This is a genomic window from Kitasatospora sp. NPDC091335 (assembly GCF_044757205.1).
Taxonomy (GTDB): Bacteria; Actinomycetota; Actinomycetes; order Streptomycetales; family Streptomycetaceae; genus Kitasatospora.
The window spans coordinates 271,573-293,216 of the sequence record NZ_JBIVUM010000006.1 but is presented as its reverse complement, the minus strand read 5'-3'; the positions used below and the strand labels follow the sequence as shown (position 1 = coordinate 293,216).

The following is a 21,644-nucleotide window of genomic DNA, read 5'->3' as shown; positions in this document are numbered from 1 at the left end:
GGTGAGGGGTGAAGGCGCAGGTGGGGGGCTCGGGTGGAGAGGGTGGGGGAGGGACCGGCGGTCGGGGCGCGGGCGGGCGAAGCTACCATGTGGGCAACACCCTCAGCTCGAAAGATGGACTTGTGACTGTCAACGACGACGTGTTCACGGACTGGAAGAACCGCGAGGAGATCGCGGAGTCGATGATCCCGATCATCGGGCGGCTGCACCGGGAGCGGGACGTCACCGTCCTGCTCCACAGCCGGTCCCTGGTGAACAAGTCGGTGGTCAGCCTCCTCAAGACGCACCGCTTCGCCCGGCAGATAGCCGGCGAGGAGCTCTCGGTCACCGAGACGATGCCGTTCCTGGAGGCCCTGACCACCCTGGACCTCGGCCCCTCGCAGATCGACCTCGGCATGCTCGCCGCGACGTACCGGGCGGACGACCGCGGGCTGTCGGTGGCGGAGTTCACCGCCCAGGCCGTCGCCGGCGCCACCGGTGAGAACAAGCTGGAGCGCCGGTCCGGGCAGGACGTCGTGCTGTACGGGTTCGGCCGGATCGGCCGGCTGGTCGCCCGGCTGCTGGTCGAGAAGGCCTCGGCCAACGGCCTGCGGCTGAAGGCCATCGTCGTGCGCAACGGCGGCGGCGACGACCTGGTCAAGCGGGCCTCGCTGCTGCGCCGGGACTCCATCCACGGCCAGTTCCAGGGCACGATCACCGTCGACGAGGCGAACAACAAGATCGTCGTCAACGGCAACGAGATCACGGTGATCTACTCCGACGACCCGACCAAGGTCGACTACACGGAGTACGGGATCAAGGACGCGATCCTGATCGACAACACCGGCCGCTGGCGCGACCGCGAGGGCCTGTCGAAGCACCTGCGCCCCGGCATCGCCAAGGTCGTGCTGACCGCGCCGGGCAAGGGCGACGTCCCGAACATCGTGCACGGCGTCAACCACGACATGATCAAGCCGGACGAGCAGATCATCTCCTGCGCCTCCTGCACCACCAACGCCATCGTCCCGCCGCTGAAGGCGATGGAGGACGAGTACGGCGTGGTCCGCGGCCACGTGGAGACCGTCCACTCGTTCACCAACGACCAGAACCTGCTGGACAACTACCACAAGGCCGACCGCCGCGGCCGCTCGGCGCCGCTGAACATGGTGATCACCGAGACCGGTGCCGCCTCGGCCGTCGCCAAGGCCCTGCCGGACCTCCAGGCGAAGATCACCGGCAGCTCGATCCGCGTCCCGGTGCCGGACGTCTCCATCGCGATCCTCAACCTCCAGCTGAAGCGGGAGACCACCCGCGAGGACGTCCTGGAGTACCTGCGGAACATCTCGCTGACCTCGCCGCTGAAGCGCCAGATCGACTACACCGACTCGCCCGACGCGGTCTCCAGCGACTTCATCGGCTCGCGCCACGCCTCGATCGTGGACGCCGGCGCGACCAAGGTCGAGGGCGACAACGCGATCCTCTACCTGTGGTACGACAACGAGTTCGGCTACTCGTGCCAGGTCGTCCGGGTCGTGCAGTACATCTCGGGCGTCGAGTACCCGACCTTCCCGGCCCCGGCGGTCTGATCCACCGGTAGGGCAGGCAGAGGAGCAGCAGGGCGGGGCGGTGACCGGTCGGTCACCGCCCCGCCGGCGTTCCGGGGGCGGTACCGTGCGGGCGCTGCTCAGTGGTTGAGGCCGCACAGGTTCCGGTGGTAGCGGAGGTACGCCTCGTCGACGGGGTGGTCCCGGTGGCGGCGAAGCGGGCCGAGATCACCGTTGCCGTGGGTCTCGCGCACGACGCCCTCGGCGTTGACGTGGATCTCCAGTCCGTCGAAGAGCACGTGGTGGTTCGGGCACAGGCACAGCAGGTTGTGCAGTTCGTCCGGGCCCTGGTGGGGGTTGCCGAGGCCTTGGATGTGGGCCGCCTCGGCGTAGGGCCTTCGGCGGGAGGCCAGCCGGGTACCGCACACCTGGCAACGGAAGTCGTGGATCTCCTTCACCCGGTTCGCCAGGGCGGTGTTCCGGACGATCCGGGAGGTGGTGGCTTTCTCGGTCAGGCCCGCGGTCGGCTGGTTCCGGTTGAAGAACGCGGTGTCCGGCATCGAGCGGCCGTCGGAACCGGAGACGCCGTGCACCTCCCAGAGGCCGCTGCCCTGGAGATACCAGAAGGGGGCCGGTCCGCCGCGACGCGGGTGATCGCCCAGAACAGGGAGAGCGGCTGGTGGCGGCTCGGGCGTCCGGCGGTGGCGTTGCGGTGGGTGTGCAGGGAGCCCAGCAGGCCGACCAGGTCCGAGCGGGTGAGGGCATCGCGGGTGCGTGCGAACGCTGTCGGCGGATCGTCGGTAGCCATGGGACGGGAGGATAGTCGCACGATCGGACAGTCTGATGGGAAGTTCGCGGGGCGGCCCCGGGGCGGGGTGGGGGTCGGGTGGTCGCTATGTTGAGGGGTCACTGACAGGTCGAGGGAGGGCGATGGGGATGGGTGGTCGGCGGGTGGTTGCCGCGGTGGCGGTGGCCGGGATGCTGACGGGTGTGCTGGTGGGGTGCTCCTCCGGGGGGTCGAAGAGTGCCGGTGGGGCGGTCGCTCCGGCGGGGTCCGGGTCGGGGCCGGCCGCGACGGCGGGGGCGGCTGTGGTGTCCGGGTCCGCGTCGGCGGCTGTGTCCGCGGCTGCGTCCGCGCCCGCCTCGGCGGCGGCCACCGAGACCGGGGCCACGGCTCCGGCGGCGTCGGGGTCCGCGTCGGCCCCGGCTGCGCCGGCGGCCGCGGAGGCGCCGCGCGGGGACCTGGAGGCGGCGCTGCTGGACGACAAGGTGGTCGCGCAGGTGCTGCCGGACGCCACCGTGATGGCCGGGTGGGAGGAGGAGAAGCGCCGGGTCGACACCGCCGACCACAAGGTGACCTGCGCCGGTGCCGCTGCCGCCTCCTGCGCCGGGAAGCCGCTGAGCGGGTCCGTCCGGTTCTCCTCGGGGGACGTGGTGGTCCGCTTCCTGGTGGACACCCTGCCCAGCCGGGACGCGGCCGGTCAGCGCCTGAAGGAGAGCTACGCCTCGTACGCCGCCGGGCAGTTCACGAAGCTGGACATGCCGGCGCTGGGCAGCGAGAGCCAGGCCTTCCAGGGGCCCCTGGCCGAGGGGGAAGGCGTCGGCATCGTGCTGCGCTCGGGCACCGTGGTGGCGAGCGTGACCAGCGAGGGCGGCCCGGTGGACGTGGCCAGGACGCGGCGGCTCGCGGTGATGCTGGTCAAGCGGATCGAGCAGGCGCAGTCCGGGAAGACGCCGGACGCCGGGCTCGGTGTGGGCTGAGGACACGGTCGTAGGCAGGCCCGGGCCGGTCCGGAGCGGTCCCCGGGTGGGGAAGGCTCCGGATCGGGAGGGCCGGCGGTCAGCCGTGGCGGGGCTCCCAGCGGAAGAGCCGGCGGGTGAGCATCGCGGCACCCGCGGTCCAGGCCGCGAGCAGGGCCAGCGAGCCCACCGTGTGGGGCCAGCCGCCGAACAGGCCGAGTTCGGGCAGTGGCGGCCCGGACCAGGTCTCCGTGCCGAAGGCCCGTCCGAACCAGGCGGTGCGCAGCCCCTCGACCACCGGGGTCAGCGGCAGCGCGTGGGCCGGGGCCTGCAACCAGCCGGGGAGCGAGCCGAGCGGGGTCGCCACCCCGCCCGCGAACATCGACAGCAGCAGCACCGGGGTCGCCACCAGCGGGGCCGCCTCGGCGCTCGGGGTCAGCCCGGACAGTGCCGCGGCCAGCAGGGCGAACAGGGCGAAGCCCGCCGCGAGGAACACGAGCAGCAGCAGCGGGTCGGCGGGCAGCGGCGCGCCGAACCAGCCGACCGCGAGCGCGCCCAGCAGGACGGTCTGGACCAGCAGCACCGCGCCCGCCGCGCCGAACTGCCCGGCCAGCACCGCGTCGGGCGGGACCTCGGTGCCGCGCAGGCGCTTGAGCACCAGGTCGTCCCGTCGGGCCACCAGGCCGTTCAGCAGGTTGATGAACACGGTCACCAGGGCGAAGCCGACGAAGCCCAGCGCGACGTACCCGGCCGCCGGCACGCCGGCGATCTCCCGGCCGCGCAGCGGCGCCGCGACGGCCAGGGTCAGCAGTACGGGGAGCAGGAAGCCGATGAAGGTGGAGCGGCGGTTGCGCCAGAACACCTTCCAGGACAGCCGGAACTGGGCGAGGGCGTAGCCGGTCCAGGAGGGGAGGGCCATCCAGGAGGAGGGGGTGGCGGGGGCGATCGGGGAACGGTTCACCGGGCCGACACCTCCCGAGTCCTGGGCGGCTCCGCTCCGGGCCTCGCCGCCTCGGGCGGCTCCGCTCCGGGCAGTTCCAGCCCGGGAAGGTCCAGGAACACGTCCTCCAGGGAGGCGCCGCGCACCTCCAGGCCGTCCAGTTCGACGGCGAGGCCGGCGGCCCAGCCGTGCAGGGCGGCCAGCGCCGGCCCGGTGCGCTCGACGGTGTACTCGGCCGTTCCGGCTACGACCCTGGCGTGCCCGCCGGGGACGAGCGGGAGCCGGTCGGCGCCGACGCCGGCGGGGAGCGGGAAGGTGATCCGGGTGCCGCGGCCCGACAGCACCTCGGCGACGGTGCCGAGCGCGGTGAGCCGGCCCCGGTCCAGGATGGCGACCCGGTCGGCGAGTTGCTGGGCCTCCTCCAGGTAGTGGGTGGTCAGCAGGACGGTGGTGCCCGCCGCCCGCAGGTCGCGGACGGTCTGCCAGGTGGCCTGCCGCGCCTGCGGGTCCATGCCGGTGGTCGGTTCGTCGAGGAAGAGCACCTCGGGGGTGCGCAGCACCGCCAGCGCGAGGTCCAGGCGCCGTCGTTCACCGCCGGACAGCTGCCCGACCCGGGTCCGCGCGCGGTCGGTGAGTCCGACCAGCTCCAGCGCCTCGCCGGTGGGCCGGGCACCGGTGGTGAAGGTCCGCCAGGCGTCGACGGTCTCCCGGACGGTCAGGTCGCGGAAGAAGCCGCCCTCCTGGAGCATCATCCCGGTGCGGCGCCGGACGGCCGTGCCCTGCGCGTACGGGTCGAGCCCCAGGACGCGGACGGTGCCGGCGGTCGGCGGGCGGTAGCCCTGGAGCAGTTCCAGGGTGGTGGTCTTGCCGGCGCCGTTGGTACCCAGCAGGGCGAGGAGTTCGCCGTGCGGGACGCTGAAGGAGATTCCCCGGACGGCTTCGTGGTCGCCGTGGCGATGGTGCAGCCGGTGCACCTCCACGGCCTTTTCCCGCCGCTCGGAAAGGCCTTTGTCTGATGTCATGGGAGCAGCCTGCGGGGGATGGTGGAGAGAGCGCAAGTGCGCGACGAAACCGCAGGTCAGAGCATATTCAAAATGTCATGCCGAGGGCTGTGAGTTTTTCCATGGGGGTTTTCCTGACATCTCCTACTGGGGCGTTCGGAAAGGGCCGGGCATAGTTTTCCTCGTCGCCGGGAGCAGCCGGGAAAACCGGAAGCGGAAACGGTGGCGAGGAATCCGACCGGCCCCGCCGGGGCCGGCGGACCGTTCCGGGAGGAGACCGCCATGGCGGACAACAAGGAGATCGCCGAGAACGAGCAGTTCGACATCGAGATCGAGGAGCTGGACGGCGTCAACGCGGGTGTCAGCGTGAGCTCGCTGGCCTGCGCAGCCTGCCCGGTCTCCAGCTTCAGCTCGGTCTCCAACGCGGTCGAGACCGCCGCGGAGTAAGGGATCCGTGCCGCGGTGGGCCCGCTCCGGCGGGGCCACCGCGGCACCCCTCCGCCGTTCCCCGGCGATCTGCGATCCCCGTTCCGCAAGCAGGACCTGACCAGTGAGGAGAGCCGGGCGATGGACAGCCTCCGGCACGCGCTGACGCGGTTCATCCAGGAGCCCGCCGCGCAGCACGACCCACCCGCGCTCTACCGTCGGCTGCTGGCCGAGGCGCCCGTCCTGGACCTCGGGCGGGTCCACGTCGTCTCGGGCCACTCCGAGATCGTCACCGTCCTCACCCACCCGGGGACCGTGGTCGACCCCACCGCGGTCGGCCTGCCCCGCAGCGGCGCCACCGCGCTCGCCCGGGTCGTCGCCAGGATGCTCCCGATGCGCGACGGCGCCGACCACATCCGGCTGAAGCGGCTCGCCACCACGGCGTTCAGCGCCCGCCGGCTGGAGCAGATGCGTGGACGGATCACCGCGACCGTCGACCGGATGCTCCAACCCCTTCTGAGCGCCGGGGAGTTCGACGTGGTGGCGGACCTCGCGGTGCCGCTGCCGGTCGCCGTCTCCTGTGCGATCCTGGACATCCCGGACAGCGAGCAGGAGCGCGTCACCGGCTGGGCCCGGCTGGTCGCCCGCTCGCTGCTGGACGACTTCGGGCCGGCCGCCGGGGAGCAGCGGGCCGCCGAAGGGCAGACCACCACCGACGAGCAGCGGGCCGCCGAAGGGCAGACCACCACCGACGAGCAGCGGATCGCCGAACTCGACGCCGAGTTCGAGCAGTTCCGCGCGTACGTCGAGGAACTCTGCGCCGCCCGCGCCGCCGCGCCGGGCGACGACCTGATCAGTCGGCTGACCGTGGCCAGGGCCGAGGGCCGGCTCGACGACCAGGACCTGCTGGCCTTCGTGGTCATGCTCCTGGCCAACGGGCTGGAGACCCTCACCTCCGGACTCGCCGTCGCCGTCTGGGAGTTGCTGCGCCGGCCCGGGCTCGCCGAGCTGCTGCGCGAGCACCCGGAGCGGGCCGAGGCAGTCTTCGACGAGGCCCAGCGCCTCGGCAGCCCGGTGCGCGCCAGCGCCCGCGCCCTCACCCGCGAGGTCGAGGTCGGCGGAACCGTCATCCCGGCCGGCCGGGTCGCCCTGCTGCTCTACGCGGCGGCCAACCGCGACCCCCGCCGCTTCGCCGACCCCGACCGCTTCGACCCGGACCGGGCCGAACTGCGCCATCTGGCCTTCGGCCACGGTCCGCACCACTGCCTCGGTGCCCCGCTGTCCCTGATGGCCGGCGCCGCGGTGCTGCGCACCCTCGCGGCGGCCGGCGCCACACGGGAGCTGACCACGCCGCTGGACGAGGGGACCGTCCGCTGGTCCCCGCAGTTCGTCTTCGGCGGCCTGCGTGAACTGCCCGTCCGGACCCCGCCGCGGGAGCCGGCCGGCGCGGGGGCGGGGCGGCCGTGAAGGCGGCGGAGCGGGAGAAGGGCCAGGTCACCGCAGGGCAGGAGCCTGGGACGGACGTGAAGTCCACGGGCCACCAGGACGAACCCGGCGGCGCCGTCGCGGCGGTCGCCGCCGCGCGCGCGGCGGCCGTGCTGGAGCCCGGGCAGGACCGGCCGGTGCGGCTGGTCGGGGCCAGGGGCCTGGCGGCCGTCGCGGCGCTGGTGCTGGTGGTGGCGGCCGGAACCGGCTGGGTGGTCTTCGGGAAGCTGCCCGCCACCGTGGCCGTCCCGGCGGTGGTGGCACACGGCAAGGCGCCGACGACCGTACGGGCGGACCAGGCCGGTGCGGTGCTCGGGTTCCGGGCGGAGCCGGGGCGGACGGTGGCCCGCGGTGAGCCGGTGGCGCTGCTGCGCACGCCCGACGGGGCCGAGGTGCCGGTGTCCGCCCCCGCCGACGGGACGGTGACGACGCTGCTGGCCGCGCCCGGCGAACAGGTGGCGCCCGGGGCAGGGCTGATGGCGCTGGACGAGACCGGGGAGCCGGCCACCGTCCGGCTCTTCGCGACCGACCTGCCGCAGGCCGCCAAGCTGGTGCCGGGGCGGGAGGTGCGGGTGCCGGTGCCGGGCGCGGGCACGGTGCGCGCGGTGATCACGGCGGTGGACGAACTGCCCGTCCGGGCCGACTCGTTGACTGGGACCTTCGCCGTCCCGGTGCCGGGGCTGCCCGGAGGGAGCGCGCCGGTGTGGCGCGCGTACGCCGAACTGCCCGGCTCCGTCGGCCGGGTGGCAGGACCGGTGCCGCTGACGGCCGAGGTCGACCTCGGCGCCCGCCACCCCTACCAGGCCGTGTTCGGAACGGAGGCCGGGCGATGAGCCTCGATGTCGGGGAGCCGCGGGCGGAGCGGGCGGAAGGGGCGGAAGGGGAGGACCGGAAGGAGCGCGGGGGCGGCTACGGGAAGCGCCCCGAGAGCCCCGAGAGACCCAGCCGCCCCAGCCGCCCCCGGCGCCATCTGCGCACGCCCGTCGTCCCGCAGATGGAGGAACAGGACTGCGGCGCGGCCTGCCTGGCCGTCGTCCTCGGGGCCTTCGGCCGCCGGGTGACGCTGCACGAGGCCTCGCGGGCCTGCGGGGTCAGCCGGGACGGTGTGAGCGCCGCCGCCGTGGCGCGGGCCGCCGGCCGGTACGGGCTGGTCGCGCGCGGCCGCCGGGTGGTCCGGGGCGAGGGGCGGTTGCAGGGCCTGGAGCGGCTGCACGTGCCGTCGATGGTCCTGGTCACCGGGCCGCACTTCGCCGTCTACGAGGGCGTGCGGCGCGGCCGGGTGCGGATCAACGACCCGTCGATGGGCAGCTACTCGGCGACCCCGGAGGAGTTCTGGGATTCCTTCGCCGGGATCGCGGTCGGCTTCGAACCGGGACCGGACTTCCTGGCCGGCGGACGCCGCTTCCCGCTGCTGCGGGCGCTGGCCGCGCGGCTGCGCCCGTACACCGGGGCGCTGCTGCTGGCGGTGGTGCTGGCGGCGCTGCTCGCGGTGCCGGGGGTGGCGGCGGCGTTCCTGCTGCGCGCCTACCTGTCCTCGGTCGTGGTGGGCGGGGCCCAGGACTGGGCGGTGCCGCTGACCCTGACCGCGGCGGGCGTCGCGGCGACCGTGCTGTTCGGCTCCTGGCTCCAGCAGACGGTGGTGAACCGGGTGTTGGAGGCGATGGCGGCACGCTCCTCCGCCGGCTTCCTGTGGCGGATGCTGCGGCTGCCGGGGGAGTTCTTCCACCGCCGTCAGCTCGGCGGCCTGGTCACCAGGGTGCAGCTGAACGACGGCCTGGCCGTGCTGCTCTCGCACCGCGCCGTCGGCGCCGCGGCCGCGGTCGCCGCGGCCGCCGTGCACCTGGGCGCCGTGTTCCTGCTGGAGCCGCGGCTGGCCGCGGTGCCCGTCGCCGTCGCGGTGCTGGACGTCCTGGCGCTGCGGCTGGCCGAACGCCGCCGTGGCGGTCTGCTGCACCGGTTGCACGCGGAGCACTACAAGCGGGACGGTGTCGCCTTCTCGGGGGTGTCGGCGATCGAGACCCTGAAGGCGGAGGGAGCGGAGGACGCGTTCTTCCGCTCCTGGGCGGGCTGGCAGGCCAGGGCGATGGAGACCGGGCAGCGGGTGACGAGCGCGGTGCTGGTGCCGCTGTCGCTGCCCGCGGCGCTCAACTCGGCCGCCGCCGCGGCGGTCGTGGTGATCGGCACCTCGCTGCTGATCGGCGGCTCGCTGTCCTTCGGCACCCTGGTGGCGGTGCTGCTGCTGATGAACGGCTTCCTCCAGCCGGTCGCCCAACTGGTCGGTATCGGCTCGGAGTTCACCATGGCGAGGGCGCAGAGCGCGCTGCTGGAGGACGTCGAGTCGGCCGAGGCGGACCCGTGGCTCACCCCCGTCCTGGACGCCCCGCCGGCCGGAGCCGACCGGGCTCCGAGCGGTGAACTGGAGCTGCGCGACGTCGCGTTCGGCTACGACCCGAACCGTCCGCCGACCGTCGAGGGGGTCTCGCTGCGGGTCCGCCCGGGCGAGTGGCTCGCCGTCGTGGGCGGCAGCGGCAGCGGCAAGTCCACCGTGGCCCGGATCGCCGCCGGGGTGCTGCGCCCCTGGTCGGGCGAGGTGCTGCTGGACGGCCGGCCGCGCGAGGAGTGGCCGCGGGCCGTGGTCACCGGGCGGATCGCCTACGTGGAGCAGCAGTTGCGGCTCTTCGAGGGAAGCCTGCGGGAGAACCTGACGCTCTGGAACCCGGCGGCCGACGAGGACGCGCTGCGGCGGGCCCTGGCGGACGCCGAGGCGGCGGACCTGGTGGCCGGCCGCGGGGGTCTGGACGCGGGCCGGGTGGAGGAGGACGCCAGGAACCTTTCCGGGGGCGAGCGCCAACGGCTGGAACTGGCCCGGGCGTTGGCGATCGATCCGGTGCTGCTGGTGCTGGACGAGGCGACCTCGGCGCTGGACGCCGACACCGAGGCCCGGGTCAACGCGCACCTGCGCCGCCGGGGCACCGCCTGCCTGGTGCTCGCGCACCGGCTGAGCACCGTCCAGGCGGCGGACCGGGTGGTCGTCCTCGACCGGGGGCGGATCGTCCAACAGGGCACGCCGGCCGAACTCGCCGCCGTACCGGGCCCGTACCGGACGCTGGTCGCGGACCTGGCGGGCGCCCCGGCGGCGACCGGGACGGCCGACACCGCCGACACCACCGACACCGCCACCGCCACCGCCACCGCCACCGCAGGAAAGCCGGGCACCACGACGAGGAAGGAGGAGGGGGAATGACCACCCGAGGCGACGTCCTGGACGCCACCGTCCGCGCCAACCGGGCGGCCCTGGCCGAGGCGCTCGGCGCCCTGCACCCTGGCCCCGGGCACCCGGGCACGCCCGCCCGGCTGGCGAAGGCCGGCGAAGGCGCGACGGACCCGGCGGACCGGGCCAGGGCCGTGCTGACGGCGCTCGGCCTGCCCGTCCCCCCGGCCGCCCGCCCCGACGGCGCCGACCCGCTGACCGCGCTGCTGCGCGCGGCCGGGGTCAGGCACCGGACGGTGTCCCTGCCGAAGGGCCGGGACGGGCACGGCGACCCGGCCGGGCTGGCCGGACCACTGGTCGGCTTCGCGGCCGACGACGGCCGGCCGGTCGCCCTGGTACCCCGCCCGTCCGGCGGCCACCGCCGCGTCGACCCGGGTGCCCACCCCGGCGGCCGCCGCGACCGGGGCCCGGCCCTGGACACCCGGGCGCTCCAGCTCTACCTCCCGCTCCCGCAGGAGGAGACGGGCCTGGCCGGCCTGGTCCGCTTCGTGCTCCGCACCCCCGGCGCACGGCGCGACCTGGCCAGGCTCACGGCGGCGGGCCTGGCCGCCGCCCTGCTCGGTCTGCTGGTGCCGCTGAGCACCGGCGTGCTGCTGCCCGACCTGCTGGCCGCGGACCGCCACCCGGTCCGCTGGCTGGCCCTGCTGCTGGGCACGGCGGTGGTCGCGGCCTGGCTGCTGTCACTGGTCCGCAACACCGCCGCCGTCCGGCTCACCGGCCGGGTGCAGGCCGCGCTGGAGCCGGCCGTCTGGGACCGTCTGCTCGGTCACGACGCCCGGTTCTTCCGCGACTACGCGACCGGCGACCTGGTGCACCGGGCGAACGCGGTTGCGCAGGCCAGGCAGGCGCTCTCCGAGGTGCTGGTGGGCGCGGTGCTCGGGGCGGTCTTCGCCACCTCGGGCCTGACCGTCCTGCTGCTGGTGGACGTCCGGCTCGGCGCGCTGCTGCTGCTCGCCGTGCTGGCGGTGACCGGGCTGCTGCTCCTGCTCGGCCGCCGCCGCCAGCGCCACGAGAGCGAGGTGTTCGCGCTGCACGGACACCTCAACGGCCTGCTGTACGGGCTGCTGCTCGGCGTGGACAAGATCCAGACGGCGGGCCGCGAGGTGCAGGCCTTCGCCCGCTGGGCGGTGCCCTTCGCCGCCCAGAAGCGGGCGGACGCCGCCGCCCAGCGCAGCGACGCCGCCGCCGCCGCGCTCACCGCGGGCCTTCAGCCGCTGCTGCTGGCGGTCCTGCTGGCCGGGGCGACGGCGGCGGGGGACACCCCGTCCGGGCACCTGATCGCCGCGGGGGTGGCGGCCGGCCAGGTCGCCGCGGCGATCGGCCAGGTGACCCACGCGGCCTCGGCGGCGTACGGCATCGCCCCGGTGCTGGACCGGCTGCGGCCGATCCTCGCCCCGGTCGGCACCGGCCACGGCCCGGCGCAGGCCGGTTCCGGCACCGGCACCGGCACCAGCACCGGCCAAGGCCCGGCGCAGGCCGGCCCCGGCGTCGACCCCGGCGAGCTGCGCGGCGGGGTCGCGCTGGACCGGGTGACCTTCCGCTACCCGGGCAGCACCGCGCCCGCCCTGGACGAGGTGTCGCTGCACGCCGAGCCCGGGGAGTTCGTCGCGGTGGTCGGCCCGTCCGGCGCCGGGAAGTCCACCCTGATCCGGCTGCTGCTCGGCTTCGAGCGGCCGGAGTCGGGGGCGGTGCGCTACGACGGCCGCGACCTGGCCGGACTGGACGCCCGCCTGGTGCGGCGCCGGATCGGCACGGTGCTCCAGCACGGCCGGATGCTGCGCGGCTCGCTGCTGGACAACCTGGCCGGCGCCGACCCGGACGCGATCACCCTCGACCGGATCTGGGAGGCCGCCGAACTCGCCGGGATCGCCGACGAGTTGAGGCGCCTGCCGCTCGGTCTCGGGACGAGGGTCGGGGAGGACGCCCAGGGTTTCTCCGGCGGCCAGGTGCAGCGGCTGCTGCTGGCCAGGGCACTGGTGCGCGGGCCCGCCGTCCTGCTGCTGGACGAGGCCACCTCCGCACTCGACAACGCGACCCAGCGCCAGGTCGCCGCCGCCGTCGCCGGCCTGGACACCACCCGGGTGGTGATCGCCCACCGGCTCAGCACCATCCGCACCGCCGACCGGATCCACGTGCTGTCCGGCGGCCGGCTCACGGCCACCGGCACCTACCGCGAACTCCTCGACCACGACCCGCTGTTCACCCGACTCGCCCGACTCCAGGAGCTGTGAGATGTCGCTCGACCTGCACACCTGGCTCGCCGTCGACGGCGCCCCGGCCCCCGAGGCGCGCGTCGTCAGCGGCCCCGACGACGGGGAGCAGCGGCTGCTCCCCGGCCCGCCCCGGGCCGACGAACGGCTGCGCGCGGTGATCGCCGCCGCCGCGAGCTTCACCGAACGCGCCGCCGCCAGGCCGGACGGCAGCACGCCGTTCGCCCCCGACGAGCAGGAGGACCGCCGCGAGCGCCGCGCCGCGGTGGACACCTGGCTGCGCCGGGCCGGCGGCGGCAGCCCGGCCGGCGGCGCCGCCCTGCTGGACCACCTCGCCGCCACCGGCCGTCCGCTCGGCGAGGGCCTGCGCTCCGTGGTCCTCACCGACGACGCCGCGCTGCCCGACTGGGCGCTGGCGCTGGCCGCCTTCCTGCGCAGCCTGCCGGTGGCGCCCACCCCGGACACCTCCGCCCCGGGCGCGATCGCCGCGGCCTTCGCCGCCGCCGCCGACAGCCTGCTGCCGTACGGGCCGGGCGGGGTGCTCGGCGTCCCGCTGACCGACCGGGCCCGCGCCGACCTCGGGCGGCTGCTCACCGGCCGGCTCACCGAGGCCGCCAACCTCGCGCTCTGCCACGAGCTCCAGTCCGTCACCGGCCGCCCGCGCGCCACCGACTGGGACGCCGCCGGCGGCCTGGACGCCTCCAGGGAGGGCTGGCTGGCCCGGCTGGAGCGGCTGCCCGGCCTGGCCCACCTGGTCGGGACGGCCTGCCGGCAGTGGCAGCACACCCACACCGAACTGTTCGCCCGGCTCGCCGCGGACCGTACGCTGCTGGTCGAGCGGATGTGGCAGGGCGAGGACCCGGGCGCGCTCGACTCGCTGCGCGGCGAGGCCGGCGACCGGCACGCCGGCGGCCGCTCCGTCGCCCTGCTGCACTTCGCGGGCGGCCGCTCGGTGGTCTACAAGCCCAAGGACATGCGGCACGCCACCGCCTACCTCGGCCTGGTCGAGCGGCTCAACCGGGAGCTGTCGCTGGACCTCCCGCTGCGCACCGTCCTGCTGCGCAGCGACCGCGGCGACGACGGCCACGCCGCCTCGCTGACCGGCGCCGCCGAGGAGGACTACGGCTGGGAGGAGCTCGTCCCGCACCGGCCCTGCGCCGACCGCTCCGGCTTCGCCCGCTTCTACCGGCGCCTGGGCATGACCGTCCGGCTGGTCCAGCTGCTGGAGGGCCGCGACCTGTGGGCGGACAACCTGCTCGCGGACGGCGAGCACCCCGCGCTGATCGACCTGGAGTGCCTGCTCTACCCGAGGGTCCAGCCGCCGCCGGCCGTCCGGCCCGAGCAGCACGGACTGCTGGACGACCTGGAGTCCACCGTGGTGCGCACCGCGATGGCCTTCCAGTCCTGGACCCCGGCGCGCGGCCGCACCACCCTCGACATCGGCTGCCTGTCCCGGCTCGGCAGCCTGGAGGTCGCCCCCGGCGTGCCCGCGCTGCCGCTGCCGCCGTACCGGCCGGTGCTGGCGACGGACGACGGCGGCACCGAGACCGCCGACCCCTGGCAGTACACCGACGAGGTGGTCGCCGGCTACCGCGAGATGCACGCCGCCCTGTGCCGGCTGCGCGAGGAACTCGCCCACCCCGAGGGTCCGTTGGCCGGGTTCAGGGGCATCTGGGTGCGCTACATCTGGCGGCACACCTGGGACGGCTACAAGATCCTCAGGGCCTCCACCAGCCCGCTCGCCCTCGACTCCGGCGCCACCAGGGAGACCGTGCTCGCCGGCGCGCTGCACGGCACCACCCCGGTGCTCGCCGAGGTGCCGGGGCGCACCGACCTGGCCGAGGTGGTGCTCGCCGAGATCGAGGCCTTCCGCGAGCTCGACATCCCCTTCTTCCGCTCGCTGACCACCTCCTCCTCGGTCTTCACCGCGGACGGCCGGGAGATCCCCGGGCACTTCCTCGGCACCGGGTGGCAGCGGCTCGGCGAGCGGGTCGCCGAACTGGCCGGCTTCGACCTGGAAGGCCAGGTCGCGGTGCTCACCGGCTGCCTGGACGCGGCCCGCACCGGCACCGACCGCGAGCGGGAGCCGTCCAGGGCGGTGCGCGCCTCGGTGCCCTCCAACGGCGAACTGCTCGACCACGCGGTGCGGATCGGCGACGCCGTCCTCGCCGAGCGGCGCGGCACCGGCTGGCTCGGCCAGAGCTGGTACCCGGGCACCGGGCTGCGCCAGGTCGAGGTGCTCGGCCTGGACCTGGTCACCGGCACCCCGGGGCTCGCGGTGTACCTGGCCGAGCTGTGGGCCGCCACCGGCGAGCCCCGGTTCCACCGCGCCGCCCACCGGCTGCTCACCGAGGCCGCCTCGTTCATCGACCCGGACGCCCCCCGCGCGTTCGGCTTCGCCGCCGACACCCGGCTGGCCGGCGGCCACCCCGTGCCCGGCGGCCTGGCCGGACCGGGCTCGCTGATCCACGCCCTGGCCCGCGGCGCTGCCCTGCTCGGCGCACCCGAACTCACCGCCGCCGCCCAGGCGCTGGTGCCCGGGGCGCTCGCCGTCGCGGCCCCCGCGCCGGCCCGGCCGGGACGCCCGGCCCGGGACTCCTGGGACGACGCCCCGCTCGGCCGCGCCGGACTGCTGCTCAACCTGCTGCGGCTGCGCCGGACCGCCGGCGCCGGCCACGGGCCCACCGACGAGGGCGTCCGCGCCCTGGCCGCAGGGCTGCTGGAGGGCTTCGGCGCGGCGCAGGAGGAGGGCGACGGGATCGGCGACGGCTTCCTCGGCCTGGTGCCGACCGGCGCCGACTCCATCGCGGCCGCCCTCGCCCGCACCGCCGCCGAGGCGTCGGGACTGCTCGCCGCACCGGACGCCGTCCGCGAACGGCTACGCGCCCACCGCTTCGCCACCGCCACCCGCTCCGGCCGGCTCGCCTGCCTGGAGACGGCCACCGCACTCGGCTCCGCCGTCGTCGCGCCGGACGAACTGGACCTGCTGGCGCCCGAGGTGAGCGAACACCGGATCGCCGCGCGCAGCGGGCGGGAGCTGGTGGCCACCGCGGGGGAGGCGCTCACCGCGGCCGAGGCCGGGCTGCTGCACACCCTGCCGGAGGGCGCCGACTCGCTGCTGCCGGGGCCGTTCTACGACGGCCGGGAGGCGGCCGGGCTGCTCGCCGGCGAGCTGATCGCCCGCCACCGCGCCACCGGCAGCTGGTACCCCGAGCGGGTCGCCGACGACCGGATCAACCTCGGCACCCTGGACGGCACTTCGGCCGTCGGCCTGCTGCTGCTGCGCCTGCTCGACCCGGCCGCCGCCCCGCTCGCCACGCTGCGCTGAGCCGGGGCAGCCGTCCCCGGACCACTGAGGACCACCGAGGACCGCCGCCGACGGCCGAGGGCCACCGAGGACCACCACCGAGGACCACCGACCATCCCCAGGGACCAGCCATGCCCGAAACACCCGCACCCGCCATCGGCTTCCAGCCCCACTACACCCCGTACGTCGTCGAGGACGAGGCCCTCTACCTGGTCTCCGAGCGCGGCGTCTCCGTGGTCGACGGCCGCCTCGCCAGGGACCTCGCCCCGCTGCTGGACGGCACCCGCACCGCCGAGCAGATCGGCCGCGAACTGGCCGCCACCGTTCCCGCCGACCGGGTCCGCACCGCCGTCGAGCGGCTGCGCGAACGCGGCTACCTGACCGAGGCCGCCAGGCCCCGGGACCCGGCCGCCGCAGCGTACTTCGCGATGGCCGGCCTGGACGGCGCGGCGGCCGCCGAGACGCTGCGCACCGCCACCGTCAGGGTCGAGGTGTACGGAGACATCGACGCCGCGCCCTTCCTCGCCGCGCTGGCCGCCGCCGGGGTCACCGTCACGCCGGACGCCGGGTTCACCGTCGCCCTCACCGACGACTACCTGCACCCCGGCCTCGCCGAGCGGGACGCGGCCGCCCGCGCCTCGGGCCGGCCCTGGCTGCTCGCCCGCCCGGTCGGCTCGATCGTCTGGGTCGGCCCGGTGTTCGTGCCGGGACCGGACGGCGCCGAGGGCGCCACCGGCTGCTGGGAGTGCCTGGCCCACCGGCTGTCCGCCAACCGGCAGTCGCTCAGCTACCTCCGGCACCGGCTCGGCCAGGACGGCCCGATCCCCACGGCCGGCGCCCGGCTGGCGCCCACCCTGCAGACCGGCGTCCAGCTCGCCGCCCTGGAGACCGCCAAGTGGCTGGCCGGGCTCCGGCCCGCCGAGCCGGTGGTGCTCACCCTGGACACCGTGCTGCTGGAGACCGAGCGCCACCGCCTGGTCCGCCGCCCGCAGTGCGGCGCCTGCGGCGACGCCGGGCTGATGGCCCGCCGCCAGCTGGCCCCGGTCGCCTTCGAGTCCCGCGCCAAGGCCTTCACCTCCGACGGCGGCCACCGCTCCGCCTCCCCGGAGGACATGCTGGACCGCTACCGCCACCAACTCTCCCCGGTCACCGGCGTGGTGACCTCACTGGTCCCCGCCGGACGCACCCCGGCAGGGCTGCGGGTGTACGTCTCCGGGCAGAACCTCTCCCGGCACAGCGGCGACCTGCGCCAGCTGCGCACCGGACTGCGCGCGCTCAGCTGCGGCAAGGGCCGCACCGACGTGCAGGCCAGGGCCAGCGCCCTCGGCGAGGCGATGGAGCGCCACTCCGGCGTCTTCCAGGGCGACGAGGCCCGGCGCACCGCGAGCTTCCGCGAACTCGGCGACGACGCCGTCCACCCCGCCCGCACCCTGCTCTACAGCGACCGCCAGTACGTCGAGCGGGCCCGCTGGAACGAGAAGCGCTCGATGTTCAACACGGTGCCCGAGCGCTTCCGCGAGGACGAGCGGATCGAGTGGTCGCCCGCCTGGTCGCTCACCGAGGGGCGCACCCGCTGGCTGCCCACCATGTCGCTCTACTACGGCTACCGGCATGCGAACGGCTTCTTCGCGGCCGGGGACTCCAACGGCTGCGCGGCCGGGACGTCCTTCGAGGACGCCGCCCTCCAGGGCTTCCTGGAACTGGTCGAGCGGGACGCCGTCGCCCTGTGGTGGTACAACCGGGTGCGCCGCCCGGCCGTCGACCTGGACGCCTTCGGAGACCCGTACATCGGGCAACTGCGCGAGGTCTACCGGGGGTTGAACCGGGAGATCTGGGCGCTCGACCTCACCTCGGACTTCGGCATCCCGGTGGTCGGGGCGTTCTCCCGGCGCACCGACAAGCCGGTCGAGGACGTGCTGATCGCCTTCGGCGCCCACCTCGACCCGCACATCGCGCTCACCAGGGCGCTCACCGAGATGAACCAGTTCCTCGGCCCGGTCGCCGGCGACGCCACCGGACGGGTCGACTACACCGGCGCCGACCCGGAGCAGAAGGCCTGGTGGACCAGTGCCACCGTGGCCGGCCAACCGTACCTGCTGCCGGACCCGGCCGCCCCCGCCGCCGGCCCCGGCCGCTGGGCGCGGCTGGCCGGACCCGACCTCGCCGAGGACCTCGCGCTGGCCCGACGGCTGGTCGAGGAACGGGGGATGGAGTTCCTGGTGCTCGACCAGACCCGCCCCGACGTCGGCCTGCCGGTCGCCAAGGTGATCGTCCCCGGGATGCGGCACTTCTGGGCCCGCTTCGCCCCCGGCCGCCTCTACGACGTCCCGCTCGCCCTCGGGTGGCTCGACCGGCCCACCCCGGAGGAGGAGCTCAACCCCGTCCCGATCTTCATCTGACGCCGCCGGGCGCCGCCGCCCCTCGCCGGGAGGCGCGCGGCGCCCGCCCAGCCGGAAATGAGGTACCCCGATGACCGTGACCGAACAGCCGCCCCTGGGCCTCGCCACCGACGGCGCCCCACCGCGGACGCTGCTGCGGCTGCGCCCCGAGGTCGTCGTCACCGCGCAAGGCGACGACCTCGAACTCAGCCACCCCTGGGGCCGCCAGCGGGTGCACGCGCTCGGCGCCGAGACCGTCCGCCGGCTCGACGCCCTCACCAGGGAGAGCGCCGACCTGGACGAGCTGGGCCGGCTCGGTGACGGCGGACGGCTGCTGCACCTGCTGCGGCGCTTCCCGTACCTGGTCACCACCAGCCTCGCCGACACCTTCGGCGAACCGCTCGCCACCGCCGTCCCGATCGCCCGCTCGGCGGGCCTGCCCGCCGGTCCCGCCCAGCTGGACACCGCGGTGCTCTCCCGCTTCGCCTACCTGCGCCGGCTGCCGGAGGAGCACGCGGGGGCGTGTGTCCTGGAGTCCCCGACGGCGCCGTTCCGGCTCACCCTGCACCGGCCAGCGGCCGGGGCGTTCGTGGCCGCCGTCACCGCGGCCCGCCGGGTGGACGAGGCCGCGGCCCTCGCCGGGCTCGGCCCCGCCGAGGGCAGGTCACTGGCCGGACTGCTGGCCGGCGCCGGGTTCCTGGACGACGGCGCGGCCGGCGAGCCCCCGCTGTGGGACTTCCACGACCTGCTGTTCCACGCCCGCAGCCGCCCGGGACGGCACGACTACCCGAGCGGCGGCCTGTTCGCGCACCCCGGGACGGCCCAGCTGCCGGCCGTCCCCGGACCCGGCGCGCGCGAGGACGGCACCGCGATCGACCTGCCGGTGCCCGACTGGGACGCGGTGCTCGCCCGCGACCCGCTGCTCAGCGAGGTGCTGGAGGGCCGCAGCTCGGTGCGCTCCTACGCGGCGACGCCGGTCACCCTCGACCAGCTCGCCGAACTGCTCTACCGGGTGGCCAGGATCCGCCGGATCATCCCCGGCGACCCGGACGACCCGCACGGCTACGACGTGGTCGACCGCGCCTACCCGGCCGGCGGCGCCACCGGCGAACTGGAGGTCTACCTCTCGGTGATCCGCTGCGAGGGCCTGGTGCCCGGCGTCTACCGCTACGACGCGGCCGCCCACCGGCTGCGCCCCCGCCCGTTCACCGGACCGGCCGACGAGGCGGCGTTCCGCGAGCTGATGACGGCGGCGTGGCGGGCGACCGGCTGCACGGTGGACCCGCAGGTGCTGCTCACCGTCACCTCGCGGTTCGGGCGGCTCTCCTGGAAGTACAGCCAGATCGCGTACGCGCTGACCCTCAAGCACGTCGGGGTGGTCTACCAGACGCTGTACCTGGTGGCGACGGCGATGGGACTGGCGCCGTGCGGGCTCGGCTCCGGCGACACCGACGCGGCGGCGCGGGCGCTCGGGCTGGACTGGACGGCGGAGTCCTCGGTCGGGGAGTTCCTGATCGGCAGCCGGCCGGCCGGGCTGCCGCGCCGGGCGCAGCGCTTCGCCGACATCGTGGCGCGGTCGCGCGGGACGGGCTGAGCCGGACGCGCCGGCGCCGGCCGGGAGGGGAACGGACCCGCACCCGGACGTGCCGGTGCCCCCGCCGTGGAGTGGCGGGGGCACCGGCACGTCGCGGTGCCGCGGGAGCCGGCCGCTGCCCGGGGGCGGCTCCACGGCGGTCCGGGCCGGTCCTACAGCCAGCCGCGCTCGCGGGCGATCCGGATCGCGTCGCAGCGGTTGCGGCCGCGGGTCTTGGCGATGGCGGACGAGACGTAGTTGCGGACCGTCCCCGGGGAGAGCGAGAGCGTGCGGGCGACCTCGTTGATGGTCGCGCCGTCCGCGACGTGGGCCAGGACGGTCAGCTCGCGCCGGGTGAGCGCCACGTCCTCGGAGCGCACCGCGTGCACCACCAGCCGCGGGTCGTACACCCGTCCGCCGCGGGCGAGTTCGCGCACCGCGCTGATCAGGGCGGCCGGCGGGACGTCCTTGACGAGCAGTCCGGCGGCCCCGTCGGCGAGCGCCCGCGGCAGGTCGGCCGCGCGCGGCTGCGCGGTGAGCAGCAGGACGGCGGTGCCCGGTGCCCGGTCGCGGATCAGGGCGGCGGCCGGTCCGCCGGGCCCCGGCAGGTCGGGGTCGAGGACGGCGACGGTGGGCCGGGTCCTGGCGGCGGCCTCGGCGGCGGCCTCCGCGGTGGGAGCCTCGGCGACCACGGCCAGGTCCTCCTCCCGGTCGAGCAGGGCCCCGAGCCCGGAGCGGAACAGGTGGTGGCCGTCGGCGAGCAGGACCCGTACGGCGGCGGTGGGCTGGGGCGTGGTGAGGTGGTGCAGGGGTTGGTCCAGCAGGATGCTCATCCGGCTACCTCGGTGGGGTCGGCGGGAGGCGGGAGGCGGGCGGCGCGGGCGGCTCAGCCCCAGCCCCAGGTGTCGCCGCCGGCGCCGGGGCGGGTGGGCGTGGCGGTCGGGGTGGGGGTCGGGGTGGGTGTGGCGGTCGGAGCGGTGCCGTCGGTGGTGGCCGGGACGGTGACGGACGCGCCGGGGTCGGTGTCACTGGCGAGCGCGGTCGCGGTGGAAGCGGTCAGGATGCCGAGGCCGAGGGCGACAATCGTGATGAAACGGGCGGGCTTGGCCATGGCGGGTACCTGGTCCTCTCGATCGAATGGGCCCCGGGCTGCTTCCGGGACGCACTGGTGCGGCGCGGGCCGGTTCCGGCGGTCCTTCTCCGGGCCCCTGGGGGGCTGCTGTCCCGGTGTCCGGTCCGTCGTCTTCGGCGACACGACGAGAGTGGCCCGCGGCGGGGGCGCGTGTCAGCATCCGGAGCTGGCACCAGAGTGCCGTGACACCCTGAGGCCAGCTCGGGCGGCGCGTCCGGCGGGCCACCGCGGCCCCGCGGTCAGCGGTAGGTCGGCAGCTCGTGCAGGCCGAGGGCCAGCCAGGAGTCGGCGGCGCAGTGCGACACCAGCCAGCCGGGCAGCGGGCCCTCGGGGCCGGTCAGGGCGGTGCAGGCGGCGGCGACCGCGGACTCCGCGGCCAGCAGCGAGCCGGCCAGCACGAACACCACGGCGTCCACCGCGACGGGGCCGGTCAGGATCCGGGCGTGCTCGATCCGGACCGGGCCGCCGAGGCCGCGCTCAAGACCGTCCCGCAGGCTCTCCGGGGACGGCGGCACGACCCCTGCCGGAGTCCCGGCGGGGGCGTGCAGCTGAACGCGAATGGGGTGCACACCACCAGACTGACCGATCGCCGGCAGCCCGCGACGCCGATCCGGGTGTCAGAAACCTGTCAGGCAGCAACATGTCAGGGTTCCGGGAC

Annotated in this window: 16 protein-coding genes; 10 read left to right on the top strand and 6 right to left on the bottom strand. The window is 75.7% G+C overall.

Going from position 1 to position 21,644, the window contains the following annotated elements:
• The first annotated feature begins 122 nt into the window (after positions 1–122).
• Positions 123–1,565, top strand: a complete 1,443-nt coding sequence (locus ACIQOW_RS16925; protein WP_401085146.1) for a glyceraldehyde-3-phosphate dehydrogenase — start codon at positions 123–125, stop codon at positions 1,563–1,565.
• Between the two features lie 98 nt (positions 1,566–1,663).
• Here ACIQOW_RS16925 and ACIQOW_RS16920 read toward each other — a convergent pair whose 3' ends face one another.
• Positions 1,664–2,083 carry an HNH endonuclease gene (locus ACIQOW_RS16920; protein ID WP_401085144.1) on the bottom strand — a complete coding sequence of 140 codons (420 nt, stop codon included), beginning with the start codon at positions 2,081–2,083 and terminating at the stop codon, positions 1,664–1,666.
• Positions 2,084–2,639: 556 nt separating this feature from the next.
• On the opposite strand from ACIQOW_RS16920, the gene ACIQOW_RS16915 reads away from it, so the two are divergent.
• On the top strand, positions 2,640–3,284 hold the full coding sequence (locus ACIQOW_RS16915; protein WP_401085141.1) for a hypothetical protein: 645 nt from the start codon (positions 2,640–2,642) through the stop codon (positions 3,282–3,284).
• 79 nt (positions 3,285–3,363) lie between these two features.
• On the opposite strand, the gene ACIQOW_RS16910 is transcribed toward ACIQOW_RS16915, so the two are convergent.
• On the bottom strand, positions 3,364–4,224 hold the full coding sequence (locus ACIQOW_RS16910) for an ABC transporter permease (protein ID WP_401085138.1): 861 nt from the start codon (positions 4,222–4,224) through the stop codon (positions 3,364–3,366).
• On the bottom strand, positions 4,221–5,225 hold the full coding sequence (locus ACIQOW_RS16905; RefSeq protein ID WP_401085135.1) for an ABC transporter ATP-binding protein: 1,005 nt from the start codon (positions 5,223–5,225) through the stop codon (positions 4,221–4,223). The genes ACIQOW_RS16910 and ACIQOW_RS16905 overlap by 4 nt, the downstream gene beginning before the upstream one ends.
• A gap of 261 nt (positions 5,226–5,486) precedes the next feature.
• On the opposite strand from ACIQOW_RS16905, the gene ACIQOW_RS16900 reads away from it, so the two are divergent.
• The 8 genes from ACIQOW_RS16900 (at position 5,487) to ACIQOW_RS16865 (ending at position 19,875) form a co-directional block, all read left to right on the top strand.
• The gene (locus ACIQOW_RS16900; RefSeq protein WP_188296352.1) at positions 5,487–5,651 is read left to right on the top strand and encodes a thiocillin family RiPP; all 165 of its coding nucleotides are present in this window, start codon (positions 5,487–5,489) and stop codon (positions 5,649–5,651) included.
• Between the two features lie 120 nt (positions 5,652–5,771).
• Positions 5,772–7,097 carry a cytochrome P450 gene (locus ACIQOW_RS16895; protein WP_401085131.1) on the top strand — a complete coding sequence of 442 codons (1,326 nt, stop codon included), beginning with the start codon at positions 5,772–5,774 and terminating at the stop codon, positions 7,095–7,097.
• Positions 7,098–7,153: 56 nt separating this feature from the next.
• Complete coding sequence (locus ACIQOW_RS16890; protein WP_401085128.1) at positions 7,154–7,948, top strand: biotin/lipoyl-containing protein; 795 nt, start codon at positions 7,154–7,156, stop codon at positions 7,946–7,948.
• Positions 7,945–10,359 (top strand): ATP-binding cassette domain-containing protein, encoded by a 2,415-nt coding sequence (locus ACIQOW_RS16885; RefSeq protein WP_401085125.1) that lies wholly within the window; start codon positions 7,945–7,947, stop codon positions 10,357–10,359. Before ACIQOW_RS16890 ends, ACIQOW_RS16885 begins: the two co-directional genes overlap by 4 nt.
• On the top strand, positions 10,356–12,617 hold the full coding sequence (locus tag ACIQOW_RS16880) for an ATP-binding cassette domain-containing protein (RefSeq protein WP_401085122.1): 2,262 nt from the start codon (positions 10,356–10,358) through the stop codon (positions 12,615–12,617). Before ACIQOW_RS16885 ends, ACIQOW_RS16880 begins: the two co-directional genes overlap by 4 nt.
• Position 12,618: 1 nt before the next feature.
• Positions 12,619–15,924: a DUF4135 domain-containing protein gene (locus tag ACIQOW_RS16875; protein WP_401085119.1), complete on the top strand. Its 3,306-nt coding sequence runs from the start codon at positions 12,619–12,621 to the stop codon at positions 15,922–15,924.
• A gap of 110 nt (positions 15,925–16,034) precedes the next feature.
• Positions 16,035–18,302, top strand: coding sequence for a TOMM precursor leader peptide-binding protein (locus ACIQOW_RS16870; RefSeq protein WP_401085116.1), 2,268 nt, complete (start codon positions 16,035–16,037; stop codon positions 18,300–18,302).
• Between the two features lie 70 nt (positions 18,303–18,372).
• Positions 18,373–19,875 (top strand): SagB family peptide dehydrogenase, encoded by a 1,503-nt coding sequence (locus ACIQOW_RS16865; RefSeq protein ID WP_401085112.1) that lies wholly within the window; start codon positions 18,373–18,375, stop codon positions 19,873–19,875.
• A 152-nt stretch (positions 19,876–20,027) separates the two neighbouring features.
• Here the strand turns inward: ACIQOW_RS16865 and ACIQOW_RS16860 are convergent, their stop codons facing one another.
• From ACIQOW_RS16860 to ACIQOW_RS16850, 3 genes are all read right to left on the bottom strand, one after another.
• Positions 20,028–20,687 (bottom strand): response regulator, encoded by a 660-nt coding sequence (locus ACIQOW_RS16860; RefSeq protein WP_401085109.1) that lies wholly within the window; start codon positions 20,685–20,687, stop codon positions 20,028–20,030.
• A gap of 53 nt (positions 20,688–20,740) precedes the next feature.
• Positions 20,741–20,965: a hypothetical protein gene (locus ACIQOW_RS16855; RefSeq protein ID WP_401085106.1), complete on the bottom strand. Its 225-nt coding sequence runs from the start codon at positions 20,963–20,965 to the stop codon at positions 20,741–20,743.
• Positions 20,966–21,225: 260 nt separating this feature from the next.
• A complete protein-coding gene (locus tag ACIQOW_RS16850; protein WP_401085103.1) occupies positions 21,226–21,555 on the bottom strand; it encodes a hypothetical protein in 330 nt (109 codons plus the stop codon).
• Positions 21,556–21,644 lie beyond the last annotated feature (89 nt).